The organism is Streptomyces sp. NPDC004065 (assembly GCF_044903565.1).
GTDB lineage: Bacteria > Actinomycetota > Actinomycetes > Streptomycetales > Streptomycetaceae > Streptomyces.
On record NZ_JBJDQT010000043.1, the window covers coordinates 20,387 to 37,370 of the forward strand.

Genomic DNA, 16,984 nt, shown 5'->3' on the forward strand with positions numbered 1-16,984 from the left:
CACCGTGCCTCCTCGGCTCGTCACCGCGGCTCGCCACCGGTTGCCACTCTAGGGACCATGCGGGTGCGGTGCGACAGCTGCGCGGGGCACGGGAAGTCGCCCCAGGACACGAGTGGGGCGCGGCCTGTCCGCCTCGGACGATCCCCCGCGTCGCCCGAGGCGGACGGCAGCCCGGACCGCACCCTTCGCAAGGGGCCGGCCGACTCCCGGCTGAGTATAGTTGGCTGGCAGCCAGTCAACACAGGAGTTCCAGGATGTCCCCGCGCAGCGCCTCGGTCAACGAAGAGTTGCGGCGGCGTTCCCGCGAACGGCTGCTGCAGGCCGCGGTCGAACTGGTGGGCGAGCACGGGTACGAGGCGACGACGCTGGCCGCCATCGCCGACCGGGCGGGATCGGCCCGGGGCCTGTGCTCGTACTACTTCCCCGGCAAGCGCCAGCTGGTGCAGTCCGCCGTGCACCGGCTGATGCACCGCACCCTGGAGGAGGCGCTGGAGCGCGAGCCGCGCACCGAGGACGGCCGGGAGCGGATGGCGCGGACCATCGACGCGATCCTGGGACTGGCCGGCGACCGTCCGGTGCTGATGCGCCAGCACATGGCGGGAATCCTTCAGGCCGAGGGCTTCGTGCAGTGCCCCGAGCAGCAGCGCCTGTCCGAGTTGCTGCGCGACACGGTGGCCCGGTACGGCTCCCCCGACGTGGACGCCGACTACCCGATGCTGCGCGCCCTGCTCATGGGGGCGGTCTACGCCGCGCTGGTGCCCGGGGTGCCGATGCGGGTGCCGGTGCTGCGCGCGGAACTCTTCAAGCGCTACCGGCTCGACTGGGGCATGGGCTTCCCGCCGGACACCGGGTCGGACCGGCCGTGCGACACGGACATGTCCCGCTTCTTCGCCACGGGCCGTCCGGCGTCCGCCGTCCTGCCGCCGGACCCGGCGCCGCCGGAGCCCGCGCCGCCCGGGGCGTAGCGGACGGCCGGCCAACGGGAGCCGCGGCCACGACCGTCACGGGCGGGACGTCGTACGGCGGGGCGTCGTGCGCGGGACGTCGTACGCGGGACGTCGTACGCGGGACGTCGTACGCGGGACGTCGTACGCGGGACGTCGTACGCGGGACGTCGTACGCGGGACGTCATACGGCGACACGCCGCCCGTGCGGTGCTGTCGCTCCCCCACGGGTCCGGTCGGTGCGATGCTGGAGCCATCAGCGATCTGCTCCGACCACCGGGGTTAGGAGTTCCGCCGTGCTGCGTGTCGCCGTCGTCGGCTCGGGGCCGAGTGGGTGCTACACCGCCCAGGGCCTCGTCCAGCAGGACCCCTCGGTACGCGTCGACGTGCTCGACCGGCTGCCGTGCCCGTACGGGCTCGTGCGCTACGGAGTGGCGCCGGACCACGAGAAGATCAAGTCCCTGCAGAACAACCTGCGCGCGGTGCTGGAGCACGAGCGGGTCAGGTTCCTGGGCGGGGTGCAGATCGGCGGCCCCGGCGGACTGCCCGCCGCCCGGCTCCTGGAGCTGTACCACGCGGTGGTGTACTGCGTGGGCGCCGCCGCCGACCGCCGGCTCGGCATCCCGGGCGAGGAACTGCCCGGCAGCTGGTCGGCGACCGAGTTCGTGTCCTGGTACAGCGCCCACCCCGACGCCGTGGACGACGGATTCGTACGGGACGTGCGCAGCGCCGTCGTCATCGGCGTGGGCAACGTGGCCGTGGACGTCACGCGGATGCTGGCCCGGGGCGCGGCGGAGCTGAACCCGACGGACATGCCCGAGCCCGTGCTGACCGCGCTGGCCGGGAGCCGGGTCGGCGAGATCCACATGGTGGGGCGCCGCGGCCCCTCCCAGGCCCGCTTCACCACCAAGGAGCTGCGGGAGCTGGGCGCCCTGCCGGACACCGACGTCGTCGTGGACCCGCGGGAGCTGGCCCTGGACCCGGCCCACGCGGACCTCTCGGCGCTGTCCGCCGCGCAACGCCGCAACGTGGAGGTGCTGCGCGGCTGGGCGGCCGGGCCTCCCACGGGCGCCGCCCGCCGCATCCGGCTGCGCTTCTTCCTGCGGCCCGTCGAGCTGCTCGCCGTGCGGGGACGGGTGGGCGCGGTGCGGTTCGAGCGGACCGTACCGGACGGGGACGGCGGGGTCCGGGGGACGGGCCGGTACGAGGACGTCGAGGCGCAGTTGGTGCTGCGGTCGGTGGGCTACCGCGGAGTGCCGCTCGACGGGCTGCCGTTCGACGCGGCCACCGGCACCGTGCCGCACCGTGAGGGGCGCGTGCTGCGCGAGGGCGCCGTCGCGCCGGGCGAGTACGTGGCCGGCTGGATCAAGCGCGGACCCACCGGGGTGATCGGCACCAACCGGCCGTGCGCCAAGGAGACCGTGACGTCGCTGCTGGCGGACGCGCCCGCGCTCGCGCGCAGGCGGGTGTCCGGGGACGCGGTCGCCGTGCTGCGCGCGGAGGGCGTCGAACCGGTCGAGTGGCAGGGCTGGCTGGCCATCGAACGCGCGGAGGCGCGACTGGGCGCCTCGCTGGGCCGCAACGCGGTCAAGCTCCCGGACTGGGACTCCCTGCGGACGGCGGCCCGCACGGCGCTCCCCCGGACCGGCTCGTGAGCGCGGGCGGGCGCGTGCGCCGTGCACCAGTGCCCGAGGTGTGCGACGGGGGCCGTACGCCCTGAGCCCTGGCCCCCTGGACCCCTGGCCCCGGCGCCCCGGCCCCGGCCCCGGCCCCGGCCCCGGCCCCGGCATGAACCCTGTGCCGTGGGTGTGGGGCGTGCCGCGTGTCGCTGTCACGTGTGGCGTGCGGCACTCTGTGAGGCGGTGCCCGCGGGGCGTGGTGGGGTTACGTACGATGAGCCCATGCCGTCCAGCGCCCGGTCCGACTCCGCGACGAGTCCCGCGCGCCGGACGATGTGGCTGGTCCTGGCCGTACTGGCGGGGGTGCTGGGAATGCACGCCCTGTCACCCGCCGGGATGCCCGCGGCGGGCCGGCACACCGTGACGATCCCGGCGGAATCCTCCTCGCACCCCTTCGCGCGCCCCTCCCCGCGCCCCTTCGTGGCACCCGGCCACGGCACCGAGGCGGACTGCCGGCATGCGCCGGACCCGGGCGACGGCGGCCCGGTCATGGACCACGCCGGCGGGACATGCGCGGCAGGCGGTACGCCGGCTCCTTATGCCCCGCCCCCTTTGACGCCCACCCCGGCGCCCCGCGCGGAGCCCGGGACGACCGCCGGTGGTCGCCCGGCCGCGGGAGCGGTCGACGGCCGGGCACCGCCGGACCTCGCCGAACTGCAGCTTCTGCGGCTCTAGAGGCGCCCGCGCGGCATCCCTGACGGGATGGCGTGCCGCGGCCTGCCCGAAACCGCTTCTCCCGCGCGTGGGCGCGGGCGTTCCAAGGAGTTGTACTGCTCATGGCATTCCGTCGATCCCTCGTCCGCCGGGCCGTCGTACCGGCCGCCGCCGCCTTCACCGCCGTGGCGGTGCTGTCCGCCTGTGGCGGCGGCAGCGGCCACGCGGACTCGCCGTCGGACTCTTCCCCGTCCGCCGCCTCGTCGTCCACCGCTGCCGCCGGTTCCACCGGTGCGGGGACGCGGGGCGGCCGTAACGCGCAGGACGTGTCGTTCGCCCAGGGAATGATCCCTCACCACCGGCAGGCCGTGGCGATGGCCGCTCTGGCGCCCGCCCGGGCGAAGTCGGCGCGGGTGAAGGACCTGGCCGGTAAGATCGAGCGGGCACAGGACCCGGAGATCACCACCATGTCCGGCTGGCTGAAGGCCTGGGGCGAGACGGTTCCGGACGAGCACGGCGCGTCCGGAGCGGGGAGCATGCCGGGCATGCACCACTCCGGCTCCTCGATGCCCGGCATGATGTCGGACGACGACATGGCGGAGCTGAAGGACCTGGCCGGTGCCCGCTTCGACAAGGCGTTCCTGGACATGATGATCGCGCACCACCAGGGTGCCGTCGCGATGGCGCGGACCGAGCAGACCCGGGGGTCCTACGGCCCCGCCAGGAAGATGGCCGAGTCGATCGTCGAGTCGCAGTCGGCCGAGATCACTCGGATGAGGAAGCTGCTCGGCGAGCAGTAGCCCGTAGAGCCCGGTCCTCGACCGGTCCTGCCCGTGGGCCCGGGTGCCCCTCGCGGCCGCCCCGGCCCACCGGCCCGGGCCCCGGGCCACGGGCCCGGCCCCGGCCCACGGGCTCGCCCCCTTCGCGGGCGGCCCCGCGCCGGTCTCAGTCCCGTGTCTGCGGCAGCAGACGGGTGACCGTGTGTTCCAGGCGGGGCAGGGCCCGCTGGCCGGCGAGGGCCAGGGCGATGGCCGCCGCCACGCCCGCCCAGGCGACGGGACCGAGGGGGGTGCAGCCGAAGAGGCGGCTGACGCCCGGGGTCTGGACGAGGGCGACGAGGGCGAGGGCGGAGCCGAGGGACGTCAGCCGGACCAGCGGGCTGTCGCGGCGGTCCAGCAGGGTCTGGGCGAGCTGGGTGCCGACCACGCCGCACAGCGCCATCGTGCCGGAGCGGCGGGCGCCGCCGGGTGTGAAGCGGCCGATCAGCCACGCCGTGACCGCCCCCAGGCACGTGGTCAGCGCCCGGTGCCGGATCTGCCGGATCAGCGGCTCGCCGAGGACGGAGCCGGCCGCGTCCTCGGGCGCACCGGCCCTGGCCTGTTCGGCGTCCTCCTTCGGGGTCACCGCCACCGCCATCGCCGGGAACAGGTCCGTGAACAGGTTGACCATCAGCATCTGCCGGGTGGACAGCGGCGCCCTGCCGGACAGCAGCGTGCCGAGGATGCCGAAGGCGACCTCGCCCGCGTTGCCGCCGATGAGGATGGCGATGGCGTCGGCGACGCTGTGCCACAGCGCGCGGCCCTCGCCGACGGCGTCGATCAGGAGGGTGAGGTCGTCGTCGGTGAGCACGATGTCGGCGGCGTTGCGGGCCGCCGCCGAGCCACGGGCGTTGATGCCCACGCCGATGTCGGCGGCGCGGATGGCCGCGGCGTCGTTGGCGCCGTCGCCGACCATGCCGACCACCCGGCCCGCGTCCCGCAGCGCCTCGACGACCTGGAGCTTCTGCTCGGGCGCCACCCGGGCCACCACGCCCGCGTCGCGCAGCATCCCGGCCCGGGCCGAGCGGTCCGCGGCGGCCAGTTCGTCCCCGGTGACCACCGTGGTGTCCTCGGGCCAGCCCAGCTCGGTGGCGATCGAGCGGGCGGTCTGCGGATGGTCGCCGGTGAGCATGACCGGCCGTACGCCCTCGTCGTACAGACCCCGCACCAGGGCCGTGGACGTCTCGCGCGGCACGTCCGACAGGCCCAGCAGCCCGGTGAACTCCAGGCCGCCCAACGGCTCTTCGAGGACGTCGGCCTCCTGCTCGTGCGCGGCGAGCCGGCGCTCGGCCACCGCGAGGACGCGCAGCCCGCCGCCGGCCAGTTCGTGCGCGGTGTCACCGGCGTGGGCGGGGAGGCCGGAGCAGGCGGGCAGGACGGTCTCGGGGGCGCCCTTGACCACGAGCGTCCGCGGACCGTCCCCGGCGCGGCCGACCGCGGCCGCGTAGCCGCGCGCGGCTTCGAACCCGAGTATCTCGAGCTGGGTCCAGTCCGGGTCGGGGCCGGCCGCGTCGAGGACGGCCTCGTCGGTGGCGTGCACGGGCCGGTCCGAGCCCCCGTTGGTCCGCGGACAGGCCCGGGCGGCGGTGCGCAGGGTGGCCGCGGAGGCCGCCTCGCCCACGACGCGGACCGCCCCGTCCGCGTCCGAGACCCGGACCAGCCGCAGCCGGTTCTCGGTGAGGGTGCCGGTCTTGTCGAAGCAGATGGTGTCCATCCGCCCGAGGGCCTCCAGCGTGCGCGGGGTGCGCACCAGCACCCCGTAGCGGCTGAGCCGCCGGGCGGCCGCCAGCTGGGCCACCGTGGCCACGAGCGGCAGCCCCTCGGGGACGGCGGCCACGGCGACGGCGACGCCGCCGCTGACCGCCTCGCGGATCGGGGTGCCGCGCAGCAGGGCCAGACCGGTCACGGCCGCGCCGCCCGCGAGCGTCAACGGCAGTGCCTCGCGGGTGAGTTCCTGGAGCCTGGCCTGGACCCCGCCGGCCGGGGGCGTACGGGCGGCCAGGTGCACGGCACGGGCGGCCTCGGTGCGGTCGCCGGTGTCCACCACCACGGCGCGGGCCTCCCCCGCCACCACGGTGGTCCCCTCGAAGACCATGCACAGCCGGTCGGCGACGGCGGCGTGCGGGGTCGGGTCGGTCTGCTTCTGCACCGGCAGGGACTCGCCCGTGAGCGCGGACTCGTCGACCTCCAGGCCGTCCTCCCACAGCAGCCGGGCGTCGGCGGGCACCACGTCGTCGCCCTTCAGCTCGATCACGTCCCCGGGACGCAGCTTTCCGGCCTCGACCGTGCGGGTGCCGCCCGCCGGGGCCTCGGTCGGCGGCAGCGCCACGCGTGCCTTCCGCTTCTGGTCCGCGAGCAGCCCTGACAGCGCCCGCTCGGCGCGCAGCCGCTGAACGCCGCCGACCAGGGCGTTCAGGTCGAGGGCGCCGACCACCAGCAGGGCGTCCATCACGGAGCCGAGGATCGCCGAGGCCGCCGAGCCCACCGCCAGCACCGGGGTGAGGGGGTCGTGCAGCTCGCCGCGCACGGCCAGACCGAGCCGGTAGGTCCAGCGCGCCGGAGCGACGGCCGGATGCCGGGTGACGGCGCCGGCGGCCCTGCGGGCCTGGGCGGTGGCGCGCTGGAGCGGGGTCGGCGCGGCGTCCGGCTCCCGCCGGACCCGCTCCCGGGCCTCGTCGAGGCCGAGTTCGTGCCAGTGCACGCGCGGGCGGGGGTGCGGGGCGCGGGCCGCCGCGACCGCGAGGGCGGCGCGGGCCCCGGACAGCAGGGCGATCGCCGCGCCGGCGTCGACCGGTGCGTGCCGCAGCCCGGGCAGCACGGCCGGGCGCCGCTTCCCGCCCGTGGACCCGCCGATCGCGACCAGCAGCCCGGAGAGGGCGGCACCGGAGCGGGCCAGCGTCTGCGCCCGGTGACCGACGGCGCGGGCGGCGGGTACGGCGGTGAGCAGCCGCCACACGTCGGGCAGGCCGTGCAGGGCCAGGATGTCCGCGCCCCACACGACCGCGCCGTCCCGGTCGGTGAGGGCGACGGCGATGTCGCTCGCCCGCAGGCCGGCCAGCACGCCGTGCTCGTCGGCGGAGCGCATGCGGGCCACGGTGACGACCGCGCCCTCCGCGCCCTCCTCGCCGCGCAGCCCGTGGACCACGTCGTCCAGCGGGCGCCGGGCGTCGACGACCTCGTCGGCGAGGCCGGTGAAGTCCTCCAGGGCCGGGTGGTCCACGACCACGACCCTCAGCCCGGCCCGGCGGGCCGCGTCCAGGACCGGTTCGGCCCACGGGTCGGCCTCACCGTCCTCGGTGCGCATCGCGCTCGGGTGCAGCACGACGGTGCCGGCCATCTCGATCTGCCGCAGCCGGTCCGGGTCGCGGACCAGCGCGCCCGTGCGGGCGAGCGCCGCGCTGAGGACGGCGTGGAAGACGGCGGGCCCGTACCGGGCGGCCTTGGGCGAGCCGGCGAGCACCGCTTCGGCGGCCTCGGCGCCGTCGTGCTTGACCAGCAGCGTCGCCGCCGCGCCGGCCAGGCTGCCGGCGGACGCGTGGTTGGCGTACTCCTGGGCCGGCGAGATGCGCATCGGCGGGCGGGGGGAGCCGTCGGTGGCCACGCTGACCCGGTCCGGGGCGCACAGCTCGTCGTGGAACGCGTCGAACGCGGCCGTACGGGCCACCGTCTCGGCCAGCTGGCAGGCGCGCAGCGCGCCGTCCAGGACCAGCGAGGTGGGGGTCTGGCCGGCGCCGTGCACGGCGGCGTTCGCCCAGGCCAGCAGGATGTCCATGCGGGAGCCGCCGATCCGGCCGCTCACCAGGGCGCGGAAGCGGGGGTTCTCCCGCGCCAGCGTCACCGCCGCGGTGACCAGGCGGGGCGAGGGCGGCAGGCGCAGCAGGTAGGCGGTGAGCCCCGCGCCGATGCCCACCGCGTCGGCCGCCAGCGTGACGGCGGCGGCCCGCACCCCGGCGGGGTCGGCCGGGTGGGTGGTCTCCTCCGGGTCGCCGCCCGCCAGGGCCAGCCCGTGCCGGGCGGCGAGGTCGGCGGCGTGGTCCACGACCTCGTCGGCGACCGCGTCCTCGGCCACGGTGACGACCAGGCGCGCGAGTCCTTCGTCCCAGTACGCGACCAGCACGTCGGGCCGCTCGGCGAGCGTGGCGGCCACACGGCGCGCCAGGTGCCGCGTGCCGCCCGTGCGCCGCACCCGCTCCGCGTCCGCCGCGCACACCCGCAGATGCGCCCGGGCCCCGGACCGCCAGTGGTCCCCCCTGCCGGCCAGCGCGTGGCGGGCGACGCGCGCCACGCGAGTGGCGGCGTCCGCGCCGCGCACGCCGGCCCGTGCCGTTCCGGCCACCGCGCCGGCGACCGCCCCGGCGGCGGGCGCGGCCGCCCGTGCGAGCAGCCGGGGCGCGGCCGGCAGCAGGCGGGCGGCGGCCGAGGGCGCCACCGGCAGTCCGAGCACCATCGCACGGGCCTCAGAGGGTGGTGCGGTCGGGCCGTGCCGTGGGACCGAGCGGTCCGGCGGATGCCTGGCCCTTCTGCGCCTTGCCGCGGGTCGTACCGGAGCCGGCACCGGTGGTGCGGCGGGGGTCCGTGCCCGTGCTCGTATCCGTGCTTGCGCTCGTACTTGTACCTGTGGTCGTACTCGTGCCTGCGCTCGTACTCGTATCTGTGGTCGTACTCGTATCTGTGGTCGTGCTTTCGCCTGTGTCGGTGTCGGTGGGGACGCCCGTGTCGGTGTCGGTGGTGTCGGTGGTAGCGGCGGTGTCCGGCGACCGCAGGGCCGCGGTACCGAGGTCCTGCGCGGGGTCGCGGGCCGGGGCCGCTGGGCCGGCGTCGGCGGCGGGCGCGGCGGTCTGCCCGGCGGCCGGTTCGCCGACGTCCGGTCCGCTGGCGCCGTCCGCGGGCCGTTCGGGCCGCGGCTGGGTCAGCCAGGCCACGGCGGCTCCGGTGAGCGCGACGGGCCACTCCACCACTCCCGCGACGCCGAGCACCCCGGCCCCGGTGTACACCGCCAGCCGCCGCCCGCGCGGCGACACGGCGCCGACCTTGTCCAGCGTTCCCTGGGCGGCCCTGCCGACCATGCCGGCGCCCGGCACCCTCCGCAGCACCGAGGCAGCGCCGTGCAGGGGCGCCGCAAGGACCGACGACGACTTCTGCTCAGCCATGGCTCTCCGTAGGGTCGGTCGGATCGCTTCCCGTGCGCGACGGGTGCCCGCGTGCGTGCTGCTCATCCCGTCTTTCTCAGGGAACGTCACCCTTCACCGCCCCGCCACCGGACTCGGCCGGCCACCCGGTTCACCACGGCGTTTTCCGACCCGCTTGCGACCCACTTGCGACCCGCTTGCGGCCCAGCCCCGCCTTCGAACGCCAAGCCGCCGAATGTCGTCCGCGGGAGCCTGTTGACGTCGTCCTCCCGGCGCCGGCGTGGACGCCGCCAGCGGCTGTCCGCCGTGCGCGGCCGTCCGGTCACCGTCCCGCGCGGCCGAGCATCTCCTCGGTCAGCTCCCGCCGGTGACCGGTGTAGGCGGCGCGCAGCGCGGGACCGGGCCAGTCGTCGGGCAGCAGCGCGGCGGGCAGGACGGGGTCGGCGAGCAGATGCCGGACCACGGCCGCGAGGACGGTGAAGCGGTCGGCCGGCCGCCCGGCGCGGTCCACATGGCCGAGCAGCGCCCGGGCCGTCGCCGCCCACGCGTCGAGCGGCCACAGGCGCGCGGCGAGCTCCGCGGCGGATTCCCGGGGCCGGGCGGTGAGGCGCTGGACCACCGGGTCGAGGTCCGTGGGCCAGGGGCGGCGCAGGTTGGCGGGGCGCAGCCAGACGCCCTCGCGGAGTTCGGCGAGCCTGAGCGCGGTCAGCCGGGTGCGCAGTTCGGCGCGCTCGGCGGGTTCCCGGCCGGTCGCCGTCACCACGACCATCTCCCAGTCCCCGTTCCAGGCGAGCGTCGCCGGATGCACGGCGACGTCCTGGCGGCGCTGCCGTTCCAGCAGCCGCTCGCTGAGTCCGTAGACCCCCTCCGAACGCCGCAGGTCCCCGGCCGCCACCATGCGGCTGAGCGCGGCCCGCAGGGTGGAGCCGCCGACACCGAACGGCTCGACGGCCCGCACCAGGTCCCTCACCGGGAGCTCGGGCGGATGCGTGCCCAGCAACAGGCTGAGGACGACCGACCGCGCGGACAGCGGGCGCAGGCCGGCCGCGGCGGGCTCCTGGGAGACGTTCATGGTCACGTACTGTACGGACCTTCCTCTTGTTGCATCATTGCTACGGTCGCAGGGGAAGTGCAACACTGCCCGCATGGCCTCCACACTCGAGCACGCGCCGCAGTCCGCCGGCCACGCCGGTCCCGCCACCGCCACCGCCACCGCCACCGCCACCCACGACGTCAGTAACCAGGCCCCGCCCCTGTCCCCCTACGACGCCTCGGACGACCGGGCACTGCTGGAGGGGCTGCACCGGGAGGGCGCCGGCTGGGCCGAGCAGGACCTGCGGCGGCTCGGGACGCTCGCCGGCAGCGCGCAGGTGCAGGAATGGGCCGACCTGGCCAACCGGTACGAGCCGGAGCTGCGCACGCACGACCGGTACGGCCACCGGATCGACGAGGTCGAGTTCCACCCGAGCTGGCACCATCTGATGCGGGCCGCGGTCGCCGAGGGCCTGGCCGGCGCGCCGTGGGCGGACGAGCGTCCCGGCGCCCATGTGGCCCGGACGGCGGGCGGTCTGGTGTGGGGGCACACCGACGCCGGGCACGGCTGCCCCACCTCGATGACCTACGCCGCCGTACCCGCCCTGCGCGCCCAGCCCGAACTCGCCGCCGTCTACGAGCCGCTGCTGACCAGCCGGGTGTACGAGCCCGGCCTGCGCACGCCGGCCGAGAAGCGCGGGCTGCTCGCGGGCATGGGCATGACCGAGAAGCAGGGCGGCTCGGACGTGCGGACCAACACGACGGCCGCCACACCGACCGCCGAACCGGGCGTCTACACGCTGCGCGGGCACAAGTGGTTCACCTCGGCGCCCATGTGCGACGTCTTCCTGGTGCTCGCCCAGGCCCCGGGCGGCCTCTCCTGCTTCCTGGTGCCGCGCGTCCTGCCCGACGGCACCCGCAACACCTTCCGCATCCAGCGGCTCAAGGACAAGCTGGGCAACCGGTCCAACGCCTCCTCGGAGCCGGAGTTCGACGGGACGGTGGCCTGGCTGGTGGGGCCCGAGGGGCGGGGTGTGAAGACCATCATCGAGATGGTCAACTGCACGCGGCTGGACTGCGTGATGATGTCGGCGGCGCTCATGCGCAAGACGCTCGTGGAGGCCGGCCACCACGTGCGGCACCGCCGTGCCTTCGGCGCACTGCTCGCCGACCAGCCGCTCATGCGCAACGTGCTCGCCGATCTGGCGCTGGAGTCGGAGGCCGCGACCACACTGACGCTGCGGCTGGCGGGCGCGGCCGACCGGGCGGTGCGCGGCGGCCACGGGGAGGAGACCGCGTTCCGGCGGATCGCGACCGCCGTCGGCAAGTACTGGGTCACCAAGCGGGGCCCGGCCTTCACCGCGGAGGCCCTGGAGTGCCTGGGCGGCAACGGCTACGTGGAGGACTCGGGCATGCCCCGGCACTACCGGGAGGCGCCGCTGCTGTCGATCTGGGAGGGCTCGGGCAACGTCAACGCCCTGGACGTGCTGCGCGCCCTGGGCCGTGAACCCGGCACCGCCGACGCGCTCTTCGCCGAACTGGACCTGGCCCGGGGTGCCGACGCCCGGCTGGACGCGGCCGTGGCGCGCGTCAAGGACGGGCTCGCCGAGGCGTCCCCGGCGGGCGCCCGCCGTCTGGTGGAGCGGATGGCGCTGGTCCTCCAGGCCTCGCTTCTGGTACGGCACGCGCCGTCCGCCGTCGCCGACGCCTTCTGCGCCACCCGCCTCGGCGGCGACTGGGGCCACTCCTTCGGCACCCTGCCGGACACCGCGGACCTCGACACCATCCTCGAACGGGCCCTCCCCGGGCTGGGGTGACCGGGGAGGCGGGGCCGGCGAGGCAGGCGGGGGCCGGGTACGGCACCGGCCTTGGGCCCGGTGCCGGGCCGGGGCTGAGGCGTGGGCGGGGCGGGGCTCGGTCCGTGGGCGGGGGCTTGCTCCGTGGGCGGGGGCTTGCTCCGTGGGCGGGGGCTCGGTCCGTGGGCGGGGGCTCGGTCCGCGGGCAAGGGCTCGGTCCGCGGGCAAGGGCTCGGTCCGCGGGCCGCAGTCCGACCCTTGGCCGGGTGCTCGGCCGGTAGCCGACGGCTTGGCCTGGAGCCGACAGTTCGGCCCGTGGCCGGGGCACGGCCTGTGGCCGGCAGCCCGGCCGTTGGCCGGGTCCTCGGCCGGTAGGCGACGGCTCGGCCTGCAGCCGACAGTTCGGCCCGTGGCCAGCAGCCCGGCGCGTAGCCGGGGGCTGGGCCCATGGCCAGGCGCTCGGGCCGTAACCGACGCCTCGGCCCGTAGCCGGTAGCCGCCTTCGGGCCGGTCGCCGGGTTCCGGTGCGCATCGGGTTCCGGTGCACGTCGGGTTCCGGTGGCCGCCGGGATTCAGTGGCCGAGTCCGTCGCCGGGCCGGGCCGGTCGCCCGGCCTGCCACCGGTGACCGGGCCGCGGGGATCGTCCCGCGGTGCCCGTACCGCGGTGCCCGTACCGCGGTGCCCGTACCGCGGTGCCCGTACCGCGGTGCCCGTACCGCGGTGCCCGTACCGCGGTGCCCGTACCGCGGTGTCCGTGCCGGGCGGGTGACCCGCCCGGTGACGGCGGCGGCGTTCCGGCCGGCGGCGGTTGCGGACCTCCGCGTAGGACCGTGGCCCGCCCGGAGGTCCGATGTCCGGATGCCGACCTCCGGTGTCCGGTGGCGGTCCATCGGCCGGCGGCCCGACACCGGTCGGGCCGCGGCCAATGGCCTGCCCTCCCCCCGGCCGGTGGCCGCGGTGCCGCGCGTGCGGCGAGCGGCTCCCGGCCCCGCGCGGTGTCACCAGGTCTTGCGGCCCCACAGCGGGCCGAAGCGTGCCCATTCGGCGTCCCACTGTTCCATGCGGCGGCGCTCCAGGCGGCCACGCAGGACCCTGCCGGTGACGAACGGGGCGGCGGCGGCGCCGACGCCCACCAGCCCGCCGATCACGACGGCGTGGGTGCGGGCCTGGGCGGCCGTCGCGGGACGGCTGACCAGCCGCCCCGCGGGGTCGGTCCACACGGTGACCGCGGTGCCGGGGCGGCTGCCCGACCGCACCCGGGCCTGGCCGGTGTGCGGGACGCCGTCCCTGTCCGTCCAGCGCACCTTCGCCCACACCCGCAGGGCGGTGTCCGCACCCCGGGCGCTCCCGTCGCCGGCGGAGGCGGCGCCACCGGCGTCGTCCCGGGAGTCGGCCGGCGGGCGCGCGCCGGGCGCCTGTTCGGTCACCAGCGCGACCGTCGGCCGCCAGTCGAGCCGCTCGCGGGCCAGCCCGTGCTCCACTCCCCGGGTCGCCGTCCATCCGGCGAGCACTCCGGCGAGGACGGCGACCACCCAGGTGCCGAGCACCACCCAGGCCTCCACCGTGTCGGCGCGGCGCTTGAGCGCATTGCGACGCCACCGCCACAGCCACGCCTTCGGACCACGGAACGCCATCGACGGCCCCTCCTCACACGCTCGCCCGCACGACCGGACGTGCCGGACCGCCCTCCCATACGGGGGACGGCCGCCGGATGCTCACGCCGCCTCGGCGGCCCGGCGCCGTCGCGGGGGCCGTCGGCGGAGTCGGCGACACCCCGGCTTCGCCGCGCTGACCTGCGTGAACGCGTCGGCGGACGTGACTGTCAGTGGTGGGGTGCAGACTGGCCGGTGTCCGTGACAAAGGTGTCCGGAAGACGACCTCGCGGAGGTGATCGGCATGACCGCGGTACTGCTCGCCGTGGGCACGCGCAAGGGCCTGTTCATCGGGCGTCGCAGGGGCGGCGCCTGGGAGTTCGACGACCATCCCTGTTTCAACGCCCAGGCCGTGTATTCGGTCGCCGTCGACACCCGCGGCCCGGTCCCGCGGCTGCTGGCCGGCGGCGACAGCTCGCACTGGGGACCTTCCGTTTTCCACTCCGACGACCTCGGCCGGACGTGGACCGAGCCGGCCCGGCCGGCCGTCAAGTTCCCCAAGGACACCGGCGCCTCGCTGGAGCGGGTGTGGCAGCTGCACCCGGCCGCGGCGGAGCCGGACGTGGTGTACGCGGGCACGGAACCGGCCGCGCTGTACCGCTCGGAGGACCGCGGCGAGAGCTTCGAACTGGTCCGCCCGCTGTGGGAGCACCCGACCCGGTCCAAGTGGGTCCCGGGCGGCGGCGGCGAGGGTCTGCACACGGTGGTGACGGACCGGCGCGACCCGAAGGCCGTGACGGTCGCCGTCTCCACCGCCGGGGTGTTCCGCACCATGGACGGCGGCGCGAGCTGGACGCCCTCCAACTCCGGGGTGTCCGCGGTGTTCCTGCCCGACCCGGACCCGGAATTCGGCCAGTGCGTCCACAAGGTCGCGCAGGACGCGGCCGACCCGGACCGCTTGTACCTGCAGAACCACTGGGGGGTGTACCGCAGCGACGACGCGGGCGCGCACTGGACGGACATCGGCGAGGGGCTGCCGTCGACCTTCGGCTTCGCCGCGGCCGCCCATCCGCACCGCGGCGGCACGGCCTATGTGTTCCCCATCAACGCCGACGCCGACCGGGTGCCCGCCGGCCGCCGCTGCCGGGTGTTCCGCACGGCGGACGCCGGCCGCAGCTGGGAGCCGCTCACGGCGGGACTGCCGCAGGAGGACCACTACGGCACGGTGCTGCGCGACGCGCTGTGCACGGACGGCGCCGACCCCGCGGGCGTGTACTTCGGCAACCGCAACGGCGAGGTGTACGCGTCCGCGGACGACGGAGACAGCTGGCAGTTGCTGGCCTCGCACCTGCCGGACGTCCTGTGCGTACGGGCGGCGGTGATCGATTGAGCGCGAGCACGGCAGCGGACGTCGTCAACCCGGGCGCGGGCAGCGGGCGTTCGGCGAACGGCACGGTCCGGTCGTCTCCGGTCCGTCTTCCGCCACCGCGTGATCGCGGCGGCGCGGACGGCAGTAGGGTGACGCCCGTGGCACCACGACCCCTGCATGAAATCGTCGAACCGGGCTGGGCGAAGGCCCTGGAGCCCGTGGCCGGACGGATCGCCGCGATGGGCGACTTCCTGCGCGCGGAGATCGCCGCGGGACGCACCTACCTGCCGGCCGGACCGAACGTCCTGCGCGCCTTCCAGCAACCCTTCGACGAGGTGCGCGTCCTGATCGTCGGCCAGGACCCGTACCCCACGCCCGGGCACGCGGTGGGCCTGTCGTTCTCCGTGGCGCCCGAGGTGCGCCCGCTGCCCGGCAGCCTGATCAACATCTTCCGGGAGCTGCACAGCGACCTGGGGCTGCCGCAGCCGTCCAACGGCGACCTGACGCCCTGGTCGCGGCAGGGCGTGCTGCTGCTCAACAGGGCGCTCACCACGGCCCCGCGCAGACCGGGCGCGCACCGCGGCAAGGGCTGGGAGGAGGTCACCGAACAGGCCATCCGGGCGCTGGCCGCGCGCGGCAAGCCGCTGGTGTCGATCCTGTGGGGCCGCGACGCCCGCAACCTCCGTCCGCTGCTGGGGGCCCTGCCGTCGGTGGAGTCCGCGCACCCCTCCCCGATGTCCGCCGACCGCGGCTTCTTCGGCTCCCGGCCGTTCAGCCGCGCCAACGACCTGCTGATCAGGCAAGGAGGGCAGCCGGTGGACTGGCGTCTGCCGTGACGGGACGGCCGCAGGCCGCGCCGGGATTCCTCGCCGCGGACTCGGGAGGTTCGGGGCTCCGGGTCGTCGTCGGGGTGCCCGGGCGCGGGCCGCTGGCGCAGCGCGCCTCGGGGCAGCCGGTGCGCACGGGCGCCCGGGGCATCGATCCCGGCCATCTGATGGAGCAACTGGTGCCCCTGGTGCGGGCGTTGTCGGCCGAGACCGGGGTACGGCGGCTGGAGACGGCCGTCGTGGGTGCCGCGGGGTTCGCCACCCTGGGCGACGCCCTGCGCGCCGAACTGCCCGGAGCGCTGGCCCGTGAGCTCGGGGTGCGCTCGGTCGCGCTGGTCGCCGACGCCGTGTCCGCCTACACCGGCGCCCTGGGACCGCGCCCCGGCGCCGTGATCGCCGCCGGCACCGGCCTGATCGCGATCGGCACCGATCTGGTCGCGTGGCGACGCGCGGACGGCTGGGGCCATCTGCTGGGCGACTGCGGCAGCGGGGCGTGGATCGGCCGGGCGGGGCTGGAGGCGGCGCTGCGCGCCCATGACGGCCGGGACGGCGGTTCGGTGGCGCTGCTGGCCCGCGCCGAGGACATGTTCGGGCCGATGCCGCGCCTGCCCGGACAGCTGTATCCGCGTGGCGACCGTGCCGCCGTGCTCGCCTCCTTCGCGCCCCAGGTGGCGGCCTGCGCCCCGGGCGACGATGTGGCGGCCGGCGTGCTGCGGGCGGCGGCCCGGCACATGGCCGACTCGGCCGCCGCCGTCTGCCCGCCCGGGGGCGAGCCCCGCCTCGCCCTCACCGGCGGCCTGTTCAAGCTGGGCGATCCGCTCCTCGTCCCGCTGGAGCGGGAGCTGGCCGACCGGCTGCCGCACGCGCGGCGGGTCCCCGCGGAGGGCGATCCGCTGCACGGCTCCGTGCGGATCGCGACCGATCTGGCGCGCGGAGTGCTCGCCCTGCCGGCCGACGACACGATGCTGTACGTTCCGGCACCGCAAGGGGGTTGAACCGGCCCACGTCCGGACGTGTCCGCTGTCGGCCGGACAAGTGGGCACGTGCGCCGGGCGAGTTGTCCGGTCCGCTCCGATTGCGTCCGTCGATCGGGGCGGATCGGTACGCAACCGATCAGACAAAACCGGACGGATACCGCTCACC

At 76.4% G+C, this 16,984-nt stretch carries 11 protein-coding genes and 1 pseudogene; 8 read left to right on the top strand and 4 right to left on the bottom strand.

Annotated features, from left to right (window positions below; all coding sequences use genetic code 11):
* Positions 1-254 precede the first annotated feature (254 nt).
* From ACI2LW_RS31645 to ACI2LW_RS31660, 4 genes are all read left to right on the top strand, one after another.
* Complete coding sequence (locus tag ACI2LW_RS31645) at positions 255-965, top strand: TetR/AcrR family transcriptional regulator (protein ID WP_404734700.1); 711 nt, start codon at positions 255-257, stop codon at positions 963-965.
* 275 nt (positions 966-1,240) lie between these two features.
* Entirely contained in the window at positions 1,241-2,599 is a 1,359-nt protein-coding gene (locus ACI2LW_RS31650; RefSeq protein ID WP_404734701.1) for an FAD-dependent oxidoreductase, read from the top strand.
* Positions 2,600-2,845: 246 nt separating this feature from the next.
* On the top strand, positions 2,846-3,298 hold the full coding sequence (locus ACI2LW_RS31655) for a DUF6153 family protein (protein ID WP_404734702.1): 453 nt from the start codon (positions 2,846-2,848) through the stop codon (positions 3,296-3,298).
* Positions 3,299-3,399: 101 nt separating this feature from the next.
* Positions 3,400-4,077 (top strand): DUF305 domain-containing protein, encoded by a 678-nt coding sequence (locus tag ACI2LW_RS31660; protein ID WP_404734703.1) that lies wholly within the window; start codon positions 3,400-3,402, stop codon positions 4,075-4,077.
* 145 nt (positions 4,078-4,222) lie between these two features.
* Here the strand turns inward: ACI2LW_RS31660 and ACI2LW_RS31665 are convergent, their stop codons facing one another.
* From ACI2LW_RS31665 to ACI2LW_RS31675, 3 genes are all read right to left on the bottom strand, one after another.
* Complete coding sequence (locus ACI2LW_RS31665) at positions 4,223-8,542, bottom strand: cation-translocating P-type ATPase (RefSeq protein WP_404734704.1); 4,320 nt, start codon at positions 8,540-8,542, stop codon at positions 4,223-4,225.
* Positions 8,543-8,552: 10 nt separating this feature from the next.
* Positions 8,553-9,245, bottom strand: a complete 693-nt coding sequence (locus ACI2LW_RS31670; RefSeq protein WP_404734705.1) for a hypothetical protein — start codon at positions 9,243-9,245, stop codon at positions 8,553-8,555.
* Between the two features lie 301 nt (positions 9,246-9,546).
* On the bottom strand, positions 9,547-10,296 hold the full coding sequence (locus ACI2LW_RS31675) for a PaaX family transcriptional regulator C-terminal domain-containing protein (protein WP_404734706.1): 750 nt from the start codon (positions 10,294-10,296) through the stop codon (positions 9,547-9,549).
* 73 nt (positions 10,297-10,369) lie between these two features.
* Here ACI2LW_RS31675 and ACI2LW_RS31680 point away from each other — a divergent pair, with 73 nt between their 5' ends.
* Positions 10,370-12,073, top strand: coding sequence for an acyl-CoA dehydrogenase family protein (locus ACI2LW_RS31680; protein ID WP_404734707.1), 1,704 nt, complete (start codon positions 10,370-10,372; stop codon positions 12,071-12,073).
* A 978-nt stretch (positions 12,074-13,051) separates the two neighbouring features.
* Here the strand turns inward: ACI2LW_RS31680 and ACI2LW_RS31685 are convergent.
* Positions 13,052-13,687, bottom strand: coding sequence for a hypothetical protein (locus ACI2LW_RS31685; RefSeq protein ID WP_404734708.1), 636 nt, complete (start codon positions 13,685-13,687; stop codon positions 13,052-13,054).
* Between the two features lie 191 nt (positions 13,688-13,878).
* Between ACI2LW_RS31685 and ACI2LW_RS31690 the strand changes: the two are divergent.
* The 3 genes and pseudogenes from ACI2LW_RS31690 to ACI2LW_RS31700 all read left to right on the top strand — a co-directional run bounded on the left by ACI2LW_RS31690 (position 13,879) and on the right by ACI2LW_RS31700 (position 16,836).
* A pseudogene (locus ACI2LW_RS31690) lies at positions 13,879-15,035 on the top strand (WD40/YVTN/BNR-like repeat-containing protein).
* Positions 15,036-15,172: 137 nt separating this feature from the next.
* Complete coding sequence (locus tag ACI2LW_RS31695; RefSeq protein ID WP_404734709.1) at positions 15,173-15,850, top strand: uracil-DNA glycosylase; 678 nt, start codon at positions 15,173-15,175, stop codon at positions 15,848-15,850.
* Positions 15,847-16,836, top strand: a complete 990-nt coding sequence (locus ACI2LW_RS31700; protein WP_404734710.1) for an N-acetylglucosamine kinase — start codon at positions 15,847-15,849, stop codon at positions 16,834-16,836. The genes ACI2LW_RS31695 and ACI2LW_RS31700 overlap by 4 nt, the downstream gene beginning before the upstream one ends.
* The last annotated feature ends 148 nt before the right edge of the window (positions 16,837-16,984 follow it).

Bases quoted from the DNA above. Each gene is read 5' to 3' on its own strand.
- ACI2LW_RS31645 (WP_404734700.1), top strand. From the start codon at position 255: ATGTCCCCGCGCAGCGCCTCGGTCAACGAAGAGTTGCGGCGGCGTTCC.
- ACI2LW_RS31655 (WP_404734702.1), top strand. From the start codon at position 2,846: ATGCCGTCCAGCGCCCGGTCCGACTCCGCGACGAGTCCCGCGCGCCGG.
- ACI2LW_RS31660 (WP_404734703.1), top strand. From the start codon at position 3,400: ATGGCATTCCGTCGATCCCTCGTCCGCCGGGCCGTCGTACCGGCCGCC.
- ACI2LW_RS31665 (WP_404734704.1), bottom strand. From the start codon at position 8,542: ATGGTGCTCGGACTGCCGGTGGCGCCCTCGGCCGCCGCCCGCCTGCTG.
- ACI2LW_RS31670 (WP_404734705.1), bottom strand. From the start codon at position 9,245: ATGGCTGAGCAGAAGTCGTCGTCGGTCCTTGCGGCGCCCCTGCACGGC.
- ACI2LW_RS31675 (WP_404734706.1), bottom strand. From the start codon at position 10,296: ATGAACGTCTCCCAGGAGCCCGCCGCGGCCGGCCTGCGCCCGCTGTCC.
- ACI2LW_RS31680 (WP_404734707.1), top strand. From the start codon at position 10,370: ATGGCCTCCACACTCGAGCACGCGCCGCAGTCCGCCGGCCACGCCGGT.
- ACI2LW_RS31685 (WP_404734708.1), bottom strand. From the start codon at position 13,687: ATGGCGTTCCGTGGTCCGAAGGCGTGGCTGTGGCGGTGGCGTCGCAAT.